This is a genomic window from Oscillibacter sp. UBA6647 (assembly GCA_002455655.1).
In the GTDB taxonomy this organism is placed as follows: Bacteria; Bacillota; Clostridia; order Oscillospirales; family Oscillospiraceae; genus Oscillibacter.
Genome location: DKLF01000048.1, coordinates 1 through 11,634 on the forward strand (window position 1 = coordinate 1; position 11,634 = coordinate 11,634).

The 11,634-nt window shown below is 58.1% G+C and carries 12 protein-coding genes; 10 read left to right on the forward strand and 2 right to left on the reverse strand.

Annotated features, from left to right (window positions below):
* Positions 1–547 (forward strand): methyl-accepting chemotaxis protein (locus B2W96_RS03935; RefSeq protein WP_293008766.1); only part of this gene is annotated, 547 nt, incomplete at its 5' end.
* Between the two features lie 207 nt (positions 548–754).
* Positions 755–1,327 (forward strand): N-acetylmuramoyl-L-alanine amidase family protein, encoded by a 573-nt coding sequence (locus B2W96_RS03940; RefSeq protein ID WP_293008768.1) that lies wholly within the window; start codon positions 755–757, stop codon positions 1,325–1,327.
* A gap of 48 nt (positions 1,328–1,375) precedes the next feature.
* Here B2W96_RS03940 and B2W96_RS03945 read toward each other — a convergent pair whose 3' ends face one another.
* Positions 1,376–2,401 (reverse strand): threonine aldolase family protein, encoded by a 1,026-nt coding sequence (locus tag B2W96_RS03945; protein WP_293008788.1) that lies wholly within the window; start codon positions 2,399–2,401, stop codon positions 1,376–1,378.
* 290 nt (positions 2,402–2,691) lie between these two features.
* Between B2W96_RS03945 and B2W96_RS03950 the strand changes: the two genes are divergently transcribed.
* The 3 genes from B2W96_RS03950 (at position 2,692) to B2W96_RS03960 (ending at position 5,764) form a co-directional block, all read left to right on the forward strand.
* On the forward strand, positions 2,692–3,171 hold the full coding sequence (locus B2W96_RS03950) for a DUF4358 domain-containing protein (RefSeq protein WP_293008770.1): 480 nt from the start codon (positions 2,692–2,694) through the stop codon (positions 3,169–3,171).
* 71 nt (positions 3,172–3,242) lie between these two features.
* A complete protein-coding gene (locus B2W96_RS03955; protein WP_293008772.1) occupies positions 3,243–4,637 on the forward strand; it encodes an MBOAT family O-acyltransferase in 1,395 nt (464 codons plus the stop codon).
* Between the two features lie 11 nt (positions 4,638–4,648).
* Complete coding sequence (locus B2W96_RS03960; protein ID WP_293008774.1) at positions 4,649–5,764, forward strand: DHHW family protein; 1,116 nt, start codon at positions 4,649–4,651, stop codon at positions 5,762–5,764.
* A gap of 144 nt (positions 5,765–5,908) precedes the next feature.
* On the opposite strand, the gene B2W96_RS03965 is transcribed toward B2W96_RS03960, so the two are convergent.
* Entirely contained in the window at positions 5,909–6,457 is a 549-nt protein-coding gene (locus tag B2W96_RS03965) for a DUF4364 family protein (protein WP_293008776.1), read from the reverse strand.
* A gap of 154 nt (positions 6,458–6,611) precedes the next feature.
* On the opposite strand from B2W96_RS03965, the gene B2W96_RS03970 reads away from it, so the two are divergent.
* The 5 genes from B2W96_RS03970 to B2W96_RS03990 form a co-directional block, all read left to right on the forward strand.
* Positions 6,612–7,700 (forward strand): DUF3048 domain-containing protein, encoded by a 1,089-nt coding sequence (locus B2W96_RS03970; RefSeq protein WP_293008778.1) that lies wholly within the window; start codon positions 6,612–6,614, stop codon positions 7,698–7,700.
* Between the two features lie 33 nt (positions 7,701–7,733).
* A complete protein-coding gene (locus B2W96_RS03975) occupies positions 7,734–7,955 on the forward strand; it encodes a helix-turn-helix domain-containing protein (RefSeq protein ID WP_293008780.1) in 222 nt (73 codons plus the stop codon).
* Complete coding sequence (locus B2W96_RS03980; RefSeq protein WP_293008782.1) at positions 7,952–10,207, forward strand: DNA internalization-related competence protein ComEC/Rec2; 2,256 nt, start codon at positions 7,952–7,954, stop codon at positions 10,205–10,207. The genes B2W96_RS03975 and B2W96_RS03980 overlap by 4 nt, the downstream gene beginning before the upstream one ends.
* An 11-nt stretch (positions 10,208–10,218) precedes the next feature.
* Positions 10,219–11,274 carry a DNA polymerase III subunit delta gene (gene holA, locus B2W96_RS03985; protein WP_293008784.1) on the forward strand — a complete coding sequence of 352 codons (1,056 nt, stop codon included), beginning with the start codon at positions 10,219–10,221 and terminating at the stop codon, positions 11,272–11,274.
* The coding region (locus B2W96_RS03990; protein WP_293008786.1) for a toprim domain-containing protein at positions 11,271–11,634 on the forward strand (364 nt) is incomplete at its 3' end. The genes holA and B2W96_RS03990, both read left to right, overlap by 4 nt.

Genomic DNA, 11,634 nt, shown 5'->3' on the forward strand with positions numbered 1-11,634 from the left:
TATTCTGGCGCTGAACGCCGCCATTGAGGCCGCCCGGGCTGGTAATGCGGGCAAGGGCTTTGCGGTGGTGGCGGACGAAGTGCGGACCCTTGCGGGAAAATCCGCCGAGGCCGCCAAGCAAACGGCGGAGTTGATTGAAAATTCTGTGTCAACGGTTGCCCGGGGAACGGAGCTGACAAATCAGACCGCGCAGATTCTCAAGGATGTGGACGCGGCGGCCCGGGAGGCAACGCAGAGCTTTGGAAGAATCGAGCGGTCTATCTCGGAGCAGACCGGAGCCATCGAGCAGATCAGGGAAGGACTCTCCCAAATTTCCTCCGTGGTGCAGACCAACGCCGCCACGGCGGAGGAAAACTCCGCCACCAGTGAGGAGATGTCCGCGCAGGCGGTCAGTTTGCGTCAGGAGGTCCAAAAATTCAGACTGTGGGAGGGAGCGGCGCAGGGACTTAGGGTCGAAGACGGCGGAGGAGAGCCCGGTCAAGCCCTCCAAAGCAAGGTTCGGGAAATTCCCGGTGCCCGCACTGAAATGACCGCGGGAAAATATTGACGGCGCAAAAGCGCGTTTGAGAAACGGGCGGCATATATGTATGATCGGGAGGCGAATCCGCAGGATTTGCCTCCCTCCGCTTTTCCGGCGGTTTAACGGTGTGGGAGGGTGCCCGGCCCGGTCCCGCTGCTTTGCACTTCCGACCCCGGCGGTGAATATGATGCTGATACAGGGATATTACCTCATCATGGAACAGGAAGTGTTAGCATGGCAATCAAGATCTTTATTGACCAGGGGCACAACCCGACGGGCTATCACAATACCGGCGCGTCCTGGTACGGGCTTGACGAGCAGGACGTTACGTATCAGGTGGGCGTGTATCTGGCGGAGATGCTCAACAGCGACCCCCGCTTTGAAGCGCGCCTGTCAAGGCCCACGCCCGACACGGTTCTTGGCACCAACAACTCAACCAGTCTTGCAGAGCGGGTGCGCATGGCCAACGAGTGGCCCGCCAATTATTTTATCAGTATCCACGTCAACGCAAACCCCAACCCCGCAATTAACGGCACCGAGGTCTACATCTATCAGCTTTACACCCAGTCCAACTGGCTGGGAGAGGCTGTGTTGGACGGGATCGTGGAAGCCGTCGGCACAAAACGCAACGGCGTGATTGCAAGGCCGTCTCTGTATGTTCTGCGCAGGACCAATATGCCCTCTATTCTGGTGGAGATGGCGTACGTGTCCAATCCCTCCGACATGGAGAAGCTGCGGGATAACCAGTATCAGTTCGCGCAGGGCATTTATAACTGCATTATGCGGTATTTCGGGTTTGCCTCCTAAAGAAAGAAACTCCCCCTGCCACATATCGGCAGGGGGAGTTTTATATACTCATAGAGCGGCCAAATCCTGCAAAAACCGATCTACAGCTTCCCGGGGGGTGGCCCAGCTTGTCACAAGACGGATGCCGGTCAGGCCGTCCCTTGCGGGGCCGTTGTACTCAAACTCATAGCCCCGCTCCAGACCCTTCACCACTGTATCGGGGAAAATGGGAAAAATCTGATTGCTGGGGGAGTCGGAAGCAAAGCCGTAGCCAAGCGCCTCGATGCCCCGGCGCAGAAGCTGAGCCATCTCGTTGGCATGGCGGGCCAGATTGAAATACAGTCCGTCCTCCAGCAGGGCGGAGAACTGAAGGCCCAGCAGGCGGCCCTTTGCCAGCATGGCGCCCCGCTGCTTCATATAGGCCCGGAAGTCCGTCGCCTTGCAGCCCCTTGAGATGACAACGGCTTCGCCAAACAGCGCGCCGTTTTTCGTTCCGCCGATGGTAAACACGTCGGTAAGCGCCGCCAGATCGGAAAGTGTAAGGTCGCTGCCCTCCGCCGTCAGGGCAGAGCCAAGGCGCGCGCCGTCCAAAAACAGGTACAGCCCTCGCTCCCGGCAAACATCCCGCAGGGCGGAAAGCTCCGCCCTTGTGTAGACGGTGCCAATCTCCGTCGTATCGGAAATGTAGACCAGCTTGGGGTGAACCATGTGCTCCGAGCCGTCGTGTCCGTCCAGCACCTGCCGCACAAGCGCCGGTGTCAGCTTCCCGTCGGGGGAGGCCACGGTGCAGACCTTGTGGCCGGTGACCTCCACCGCCCCCGTCTCGTGGGTGGAGACATGGCCGCTGTCCGCCGCAATCACCGCCTCAAAGGAGCGGAGCAGCGCGTGAATCACCAGCATATTTGCCTGCGTGCCTCCCACAAGGAAATGCACGTCAGCCTCCGGCGCGGCGCACAAACTGCGAATTGTTTCCGCTGCCGCCGCGCAGCGGGGGTCCAGGCCGTAGCCCCGGGTCTGTTCTTCGTTCGTCTCGGTCAGGGCTTTCAGCACTGCGGGGTGTGCGCCCTCGCTGTAATCGTTGCGGAAGCTGTACATAAAGTTCCTCTTTCCTATGATTGAAAAATCGGTGCGCAGGCGGTTGGTGGGGTTCTGTTTTTCGTGATTGCGGGCAGATGCGTCCTTTGCAGCAATATCCATTGAAATCGCCTGCTGTTTCTGCTATCATACCTCTGAAAAGCAAAAAAATCAAGGACGAACGCCATCCGCCATAAGGGGTGTGCCTAAGAAAATCCAGCATGATGACGGGAACATTTTTCCCATTTGATCCGTTTACAAAGTGAGACTTCCGGCTGCGACCGGAAAAATGAAAGGAACATTACATTGCTATGAAAAAGTTGTTATTTTTTATTTCGGCGGCGCTTGTGCTGATGATGGGACTGACTGCCTGCGGAGAAAACGGGGACAAGCACCCGGACCTGACCGCCTATTACGACTCTATGGCCGAAAAGCTGAACTGGAGCGACGAGAACATGATGGAGACGCCTGAAGACGTGCTGGACATCTACTATCCGGGACTGAAAGACATTGAGACAAAGCAGTTTATCGCCCGCTCGGTCATGATCAGCGCCACGGCGGAGGAGTTGGTTTTGATGGAGTGCAATTCCCCGGAGGACGCGGAGGCCGCCAAGGACATCCTCCAGCAGCGGATGGACGATCAGGTGGACGGCGGGGCGTGGTATCCCAGCACCATTGAGACGTGGAAAAACGCGCAGGTGTCCGTCAACGGAAGCTACGCCGCCCTCATCGTCTCCGGGGAAAACCAGAAAGAGCTGACCGAAGCTTATAACGCGCTGTTCGCGTCCTGAGCAACAGCGCTGCCCGGCCGCGGTTTTTAAGCCGCGGCCATTTCCCTACATGATAGAAAGGAGGCGCCGCGTTGGTATTCAGCAGTCCCGTATTTTTGTTTTTTTATCTCCCTGTTTCGCTGGCGCTGTACTTTGTTGTTCCGCTGAAGTGGCGGAATCTGGTCTTGCTTGCGGCGAGCCTGCTGTTTTACGGCTGGGGAGAGGGAATTTACGTCCTCATTATGCTCCTGTCCACCGCTATTGACTATACTCACGGGCTTCTGGTGGAAAAATACCGGAACGAGGATAAAAAAGCCCGATGGTTTGTGGCCCAGTCCGTAATTTTTAACCTGCTGATTCTGGGCTTTTTTAAGTACTATAATTTTATTGCCGTGAATCTCTCGCTGATCCCGGGCCTTGCCCTGCCCGATATGAACGTGCATCTGCCTATCGGCGTTTCCTTCTACACGTTCCAGACCATGAGTTACACCATTGACGTGTACCGCAAAGACGCGCCGGTGCAGAGGAATGTTGTGGCTTTCGGGACCTTTGTCACCATGTTCCCCCAACTGATCGCAGGCCCCATCGTGAAATACAAGCAGGTGGCGCTGGAGTTAAATTCCCGCCGCACCACGGCGGAGGGCTTTGCCCGGGGCGTGCTGCGGTTTACCGTGGGCCTTGCGAAAAAGGTGTTGCTGGCAAACGCCGTGGGCGTACTGTGGGAGACGCAGCTAGCGGCCCAGTCCGCCGGGACGCTGACGGCGGCGGGAGGCTGGCTGGGGCTGGCGGCGTTCTCCCTGCAAATCTATTTCGACTTTTCCGGCTATTCCGATATGGCCATCGGACTTGGGTATATCTTCGGGTTTCATTTTCCCGAGAATTTTGACCACCCGTATCTTGCGAAATCTGTCACGGAGTTCTGGCGGCGGTGGCATATGTCTTTGACCGGGTGGTTCCGGGAGTATGTCTACATCCCCTTGGGCGGCAACCGAGGCGGGGAGTGGAAGACCCTTAGAAACATCCTGATTGTCTGGACGCTGACGGGCATCTGGCACGGGGCAAGCTGGAATTTTCTTCTCTGGGGCGAGTATTTTGCCGCGTGGCTGATTTTGGAGAAATACGTGCTGGGCGGCGCGCTCAGTCGTGCGCCTGTGGCGGTGCAGCGAATTTATACTTTGATGATTGCCGCCGTGGGCTGGGGTTTGTTTGCCATTGAGGATTTGGGTCGGTGCGCCGCGTATCTGAAAATTTGCTTCGGCGGCGGGACACTGTGGAGCGCGGGAGATGGGTATCTTTTGAGAAGCTACGGCCTGACCCTTGTGATTCTGGCCTTTGCATCCACCACGCTGGGCCTGCGCCTGTGGGTGCGGCTGCCGGAGCGGGTACGGCAAATTGCTGCGCCTTTGCTGATGCTGGCGGGTCTGACGGTGTGCACGGCGTATCTAGTGGACAACAGTTATAATCCGTTTTTGTATTTCCGTTTTTAGGGGGTGAGGGCATGACGAAAAAATATGGGATGTTCCTCTCCGCCCTTTTCTGCGCATTTTTGGTTGGCATTGGGACGCTGCATCTGGCGCTGCCGGACCGGGCATGGTCCGAAGCGGAAAACCGGACGCTGGCAAAACGCCCGGCTCTCACCGCAGCAAGCGTTGCGGACGGAACGTTTATGACGGACGCGGAGAGCTATATTGCCGACCAGTTTCCGGGGCGGGACGGCTGGACGGGCCTGAAGGCCCGCGCGGAACAGCTTTTGGGAAAGTCCGAGTTCCGGGGCGTATACCTGTGCGGGGATACCTTGATTAACAAAGGAAACGAGCCGGGAGAGCAGGCAGAAAAAAATCTTGGCTATGTCTCCGCATTGGCGGAAGTGGCGGAGGTCCCTGTGTATCTGGGGCTGATTCCCACCGCGTCGGAAATCTGGGCTGACAGACTGCCCGACGGTGCGCCGGTTCCAAACCAGAGCGTGTTTATCCAAAGGGCGCTGGAAGAAACGGGTGTTTCCGGGGTGGAGTATCTCTCCGCGCTTCAAGACCGGGCGGAAGAGGAACTCTACTACCGCACAGACCACCACTGGACCAGCCTGGGCGCGTATTACGGCTACGCTGTTCTGTGTGAGGCTTTGGATGAAGAGCCTGTAAGTATAGATTCCTTTACACCGGAAACGGTCAGCGCAGACTTTAATGGAACCTTGTATTCCACCTCCGGCGTCCACTGGCTGACGCCGGACACCATGGAGTATTACGTCCCGGAGGAGGGCGTGACAGTGACCGACCCGCAGGAGAGCGGGGAAGAGCACCTTCCGCTGTATGACCGTTCGTATCTTACGAAGAAGGATAAATATTCCTCGTTTTTGGGGGGCAATCGTCCAGTGTGCATCGTCAAAAATCCAAACGCCGCCACGGACCGCAAAATTCTGCTGATACGGGACTCCTATGCCGACGCGATGGCTCCGTTCCTGTCTCAGACTTTTGCGGAGGTTCACCTGCTGGACCTGCGGTATTACCATCTGTCCCCGGCGGAGTATGCCCGGGAAAACGGGGTGGACAGCATTGTGGTGAGTTACAGCGTTCAGAATTTCGTAACGGACAAAAATCTCGCATTTTTGAGCCGCTGATAAAAGAGGGCAGACGCGGAATAACCGCGCCTGCCCCTGCTTATTTCCCCAATCTACGTGTTTTTTGAAAAAAGATCATCAACAGCAGGAAAAAAGAAAGCGCTTGAGGAAGTTACTTCCTCAAGCACTTTTATGATTATTGAATTATTTTTCGCTTTTTTCATCCTGCCCATCGGAAAGAAGTAAATCCACAATCTGGCCGTACAGCCGCTCCGGGCTTTGGCGAAAGCGCTTTTCAACCGCCTTGGCCATGTCTTCCCGCACCATCATCAGCTCCATATCCATCACGCTGCCCATATCGTCGGACAGGGACAGGGCCACCGTCCAGGTTCCGTTGGGCCGCTGCACGGAGGAGGCCTGTACCTGACTTTTGCGCCGCAGACGGCGGTTGTAGTCGGACAGATTCCTGTCGCATCGCAGGCGGACGGAATAGGGCAGGTTGGACTCGCAGATTTCGCTGTTTCTCTGTCCCTTGTCGGTTATGGCGTATAGACCGTCGTCGGAAAGTGTCAAGTGTTCTGTCTTTACAAGGTCTGCAAGACAGTCGGAAAAGTCGAAATAATCAATGGCGTCGTCGCATAGCGTCAGTTCCAGCACCGCGTCGAAGGGCACCGGCTCGATGACCCGAGCGGCGATGTACAAAATCAGAAATTTAATCTCCAGATGATCGTGAATAAAGCCGTGTCCGGCCATGGAACCACCTCCCTGCGCCGCTAAGGCGCTGTCTCTTACGACCTATTATAGCTGCTTTAGACCGGTTTGTACAGAGCAAACCTGCAAAATGACTTGACGGAGCGGCCCCGTGGTGGGATGATAAGGAAAAAGCTGACGAAAGGCGGCACGTTTATTGAAACGATTTTTTTCGCTCCTGTGCGCGGCTCTGACCGTAATCAGCCTTTCCGCCTGCGGCGGAAAAGAACCTCCCACTCCGGCAGAGTCGTCCGCAGCCGTCTCCGCCCAGGCGCCGGAGGTGCTTGAAGAGCCGGCGCCATATGTCCCCTCCGGCACAAACCCTCTGACGGGGCTTCCCATGGAACCGGAGTATGAAACTCTGCGGCCCGTGGCGGTGATGCTGAACAATCTCAAGGAGGCCCAGCCGCAGCTTGGACCCTCGCTGGCGGATGTTATTTACGAGGTCACCGCCGAGGGCGGTATTACCCGGATGCTGGCCCTTTACCAGACGCTGGAGGGAGCGCAGGTGGGAGAGCTTGGCAGCGTCCGTTCCAGCCGCCCCTATTACATCGAACTGGCCTTGGGTCACGACGCGCTGTACGTCCACGCCGGGGGCAGCCCCGAGGCGTATTCCGACCTCGCTGCATGGAACGTGGACAACATGGACGGAGTCAATGGCGGGTCCGACGCGGAGATTTTCTGGCGGGACAAGGAACGGAAAAAGACCATGGGCTATGAGCACAGCATGATTACCTCCGGAGAAAACATTCTTGCGTATCTGGCCAAGGGCCGCTTTTCCACGGAGCACAAATCCAATTATACCTACGGGCAGAAGTTTGTGGATGACGCAACACCCCTCAACGGCGAACTGGCGGAGCATGTCCGGGTAAAGTTCTCGGTCTACAAAACCGGGACCTTTGAATATGACGCGCAGAGCCGTAAATACCTTGTAGGGCAGTATGACGCGCCGTATGTGGACAAAGACACGGGGGAGCAGGTGGCGGTGACAAACCTGCTGGTGCTGGAGACAAATATCTCCGTGATTTCCGGGGATTCCTACGGGCGGATGAAGGTGAGGACCACCGGCGAGGGAGACGGCGCGTATTTCTGCGGAGGGAAGACCATCCCCATCCATTGGAGCAGGTCCAATCGAAACAGTCCCTTTGTCTATACCACGCAGGGCGGAACACCGCTGAATCTGGAGCGGGGGAACAGCTATGTGTGCATCATCAGTCCGAAAACCGGGGCCGTGGAGGCTTCGTAACCCGCAGAATAATCCACATTATGAGGTGAGGCCATGTATTTCAGGCGTATCCGGGAGCTGAGAGAAGACCGCGACCTTACCCAAGCCGCCGCAGCGGCGTACCTGAATATGCACCGCAGCGTCTACCGCCGCTATGAGAGCGGAGAGCGGGAAATCCCCGTTTGGGCAGCAATTGCGCTAGCGGAGCTGTATCGCGTCAGTACAGACTATCTTCTGGGCAGGACCAACCGACCCTCGCCCCACGGAAAGAAATGAGGAAGCTGGCGACGTGGGCGGCCGCCTTTGCCGCGGGGATTTTTCTGGCGCAGGTTCTTTTGCCGGACCGATTGCTGCTGCTTTGTTCGGCTGCGGCTTTGGGCTTGGGCGTTCTGGCGCTTTTGCTGCGGGAACCGGCGCGGTATCGGGCGGTTCTGATCTGCACGGCCCTGTCCTTTGCATTGGGGTACAATTGGGCATTTGCGCTTTTGGTGCAGGCTCCGGCGGAGGCACTGGCGGAGCGGGAGCTGACGGCTGTGACCATGGTTTTGACGGACTATCCGCAGACGACGGCTTACGGCGCAAAGGTCACGGTGCGCCCGGACATTCCGGGCCTGCGGGGTGTGCGGGCCGTGTATTACGGGGACGCGTCGCTGCTGGAGCTGCTTCCGGGCCAAACGGTGACGGACGACCTGCGGCTCAAAAGTGCGTCAAAGATACAGGATGACGAGGTGACGACCTTTACCTCCCGGGGCGTGTTTCTTCTGGCCTACGGTAGGGGAGAAGCGGCGTATGGAGACGGAAGCGCGTCCTCGCCCCGATGGTGGCCTGCCCGGATGGGACAGGCCATGCGGGAGAAGATTGCAAAGCTGTATCCCGGCGAGGCGGCGGGCTTTATGACCGCCATCCTCACCGGCGATACCACGTTGCTGAGCGAAGCGGCGGGGACGGATTTAAGCGAGGCGGGCATCTACCACATCATGGCGGTGTCCGGCTTGCACTGTTCTTTTCTGGCGGCGATGACACTGGCACTGATTGGGAAAAAGCACCGCCGGACAGCGGCGTGCGTGGCCATCCCGGTTCTGATATTCTACGCCCTGCTCACCGGGGCGCGCCCTTCGGTGGTGCGGGCCTGCGTGATGCTGTCGCTGCTGCTGATAGCCCCCGCGTGTGGGCGGGAGGGGGACTCTCCCACGGCCCTGAGCTTTGCTCTGCTGCTGATTTTACTCCAAAATCCCTTTGCTGCCGCATCCGTCGGACTTCAGCTCTCCTTTGGCGCGGTGGCGGGCATGCTATGGATGACGCCGAGGCTGAACCATTTTTTGCTGGGCGACAGGGAGCGGGGGCGGATCGTTCAGACGATCTCCGCCAGCTTTTCCGCTACCTTGGGGTCGCTGGTGTTCACCCTGCCCCTGTCGGCGTATTACTTCAACTTTCTGGTGCTGGTTTCGCCCCTTTCCAATCTCCTGTGTCTGTGGGCGGTGAGCCTGATTTTCGGGGTGGGGTTGGTTTCCGTCCTGTTGTCGTTTGCATGGATAACACCTGCCGTGCTTTTGGCGCTGATTCCGCGAGGGCTGATTGCCTATGTGCTGGCGGTGGTGGAGGTTCTGGCAAAAATTCCGTACCACGCGCTGTATTACACAAACCCGTTTTTGAAATACTGGCTGGTATACTTCTACCTCCTGTTCGGCGCGGCGTACCTGGGAAAGCCCAAGTCCCGCCGCAAATATGCGGCGGCGGCGGTGCTGGCGGCGCTGTCTCTGATGCTGACGGTGAAACTGGGCAGGGTTTTCTATACATGGGGCACGCTTGACATTGTAGCGGTGGATGTGGGGCAGGGAAGCTGCACCGCCATGGCCTCCGGGGGCCAGTTCGCGCTGATGGACTGCGGTTCTTCAGCCAGTTGGAAGGGCGCGGGCGGGGATGCCGCCGACCAACTTCTCAGCATGGGCTGCCAAAGGCTTGACTATCTGGTGCTGAGCCATTACGATTATGACCATGTCTCCGGCGTGGCGGATCTGATGAACCGCCTGCGGGTGGAGACGGTGTTGTTGCCGGACAAATGGGACGACGCGGGATTGCGCGAATGGGTGACGGAAACGGCGGAAAGTCACGGCGCGGCGGTGGAACTGGTGACGGAGGAACGGACGCTGGCCATCGGAAACAGCGTTTTAACGGTTTATCCGCCGGTGGGCACCGGCAGCGACAACGACAGCGGGCTTGCCCTGCTGTGCACCGCCGGGGAGTTTGATTTGCTCATCACCGGCGATATGGACGCCCGGACGGAGGAAAAGCTTCTTGCCGCCTATCCTCTGCCGGATATTGAGGCGCTGATTGTGGGCCACCACGGCTCCAAATATTCCACGGGAGAGGAACTGCTGGCGGCGCTTAGCCCGGAAATCGGCGTGGTCAGCGCGGGTCGGAACAACTATGGTCACCCGTCGGACGAGGCGTTGCGGCGGCTTGCCAAGGCGGGTGCGGCAGTCTATCGGACGGACCGGCAGGGAAATATCCATATTTCTGTAAAGTGAGAGAGATGAACATGGCTTATCAAACGACAAAGCCCAGAGAAAACAAGACGTTTCAAAAGCTGAAGGAGGATTTGTCCGCCGGAACGGCGGGCAGCGTTTACATCTTCTACGGAGAGGAGGCGTACCTCCGGGAATACTATTTGGGGGAGCTGCGCAAAAAACTGATTCCACAGGGCTTTGAGGAATTCAACTACCACCGGCTGGAGGGGAAAGAGCTGACAGTGCAGGCCCTTTCCGAAATGGCGGAGGCGATGCCCATGATGACGGAGCGGACGCTGCTTCAGGTGAGCGATTTCGATATTTTTAAGCTGGGCGAAGACCAGCGGGAACGGCTGATTTCGTTCTTGGAGGACGTTCCATCCTATTGCTGCGTTGTCTTTTCCTATGACACCTTGGACTATAAGCCCAACAAAACCATGAAAAAGCTGTGCTCCGCGCTTGCGGAACATGCCCGGGCGGTAGAGTTCCGTCAGGCGGAGAGCAGTGATTTAACGGCATGGATTGCCCGGCGGTTTCGGGCGCTGGGCAAGGAAATCGACCGGCAGACGGCGGAGTATCTCATTTTCCTCTGCGGTCCGCTGATGACCGGTCTTGTCCCGGAGATTGCCAAAATCGGCGCTTATGCGAGGGGAAAGACTGTCACGGAGAAGGACATCGACGCGGTGGCGGACCCGGTGCTGTCGGCAGAGGTATTTAAGCTGTCCGACGCGGTGCTGGCGGGAAATTACGATGAGGCGGCCCGGATTCTGGGGGATCTTTTGAAAATGCAGACCGAGCCGATTTTGATTCTTGGAATGCTGGGCGCGCAGCTTCGCCGGATTTACACGGCCAGACTGTCTTTAGACAGCGGGAAGGACAAATACTGGCTGATGAGCCTGTGGGGCTATAAGTCGGACTATCCCGTGCGGCTGCTGCTGTCCGCCGCGAAAAAGACCACGGCGGCTTGGTGCGCCCGGGCGGTAAAGGAGTGTCAGGTGCTGGACAGGCGGATGAAGAGCGAAAAGGGCGTGGACAGCGCGGGAGAGCTGAAGCTGCTGCTGGTGCGTCTGGGGGCGCAGAAGCGATGAGAAAGGTGCGGGAAGTGATTGTGGTGGAAGGCCGCTACGACAAAAACACCCTTCGTCAGGCGGTGGACGCCGCCGTGTTCCCCGTGGGAGGCTTCGCCGTGTTCAACGACAAGGAGCAGCTTGCCCTCCTCCGCCGTCTTGCAGAGGAGCGGGGGCTGATCGTGCTGACGGACAGCGACGGCGCGGGCTTTGTCATCCGCAATTATCTCAAGGGCGCTTTGCCGAAGGATCGGGTGAAGCAGGCATATATCCCGGATTTATACGGCAAGGAGCGCCGCAAGCGCAAGGCCGGAAAAGAGGGGAAGCTGGGTGTGGAGGGAATGCGCCCGGAGGTGCTTTTGGACGCACTGGAGCGGGCGG

Bases quoted from the DNA above. Each gene is read 5' to 3' on its own strand.
- B2W96_RS03940 (WP_293008768.1), top strand. From the start codon at position 755: ATGGCAATCAAGATCTTTATTGACCAGGGGCACAACCCGACGGGCTAT.
- B2W96_RS03945 (WP_293008788.1), bottom strand. From the start codon at position 2,401: ATGTACAGCTTCCGCAACGATTACAGCGAGGGCGCACACCCCGCAGTG.
- B2W96_RS03950 (WP_293008770.1), top strand. From the start codon at position 2,692: ATGAAAAAGTTGTTATTTTTTATTTCGGCGGCGCTTGTGCTGATGATG.
- B2W96_RS03960 (WP_293008774.1), top strand. From the start codon at position 4,649: ATGACGAAAAAATATGGGATGTTCCTCTCCGCCCTTTTCTGCGCATTT.
- B2W96_RS03965 (WP_293008776.1), bottom strand. From the start codon at position 6,457: ATGGCCGGACACGGCTTTATTCACGATCATCTGGAGATTAAATTTCTG.
- B2W96_RS03975 (WP_293008780.1), top strand. From the start codon at position 7,734: ATGTATTTCAGGCGTATCCGGGAGCTGAGAGAAGACCGCGACCTTACC.
- B2W96_RS03980 (WP_293008782.1), top strand. From the start codon at position 7,952: ATGAGGAAGCTGGCGACGTGGGCGGCCGCCTTTGCCGCGGGGATTTTT.
- holA (WP_293008784.1), top strand. From the start codon at position 10,219: ATGGCTTATCAAACGACAAAGCCCAGAGAAAACAAGACGTTTCAAAAG.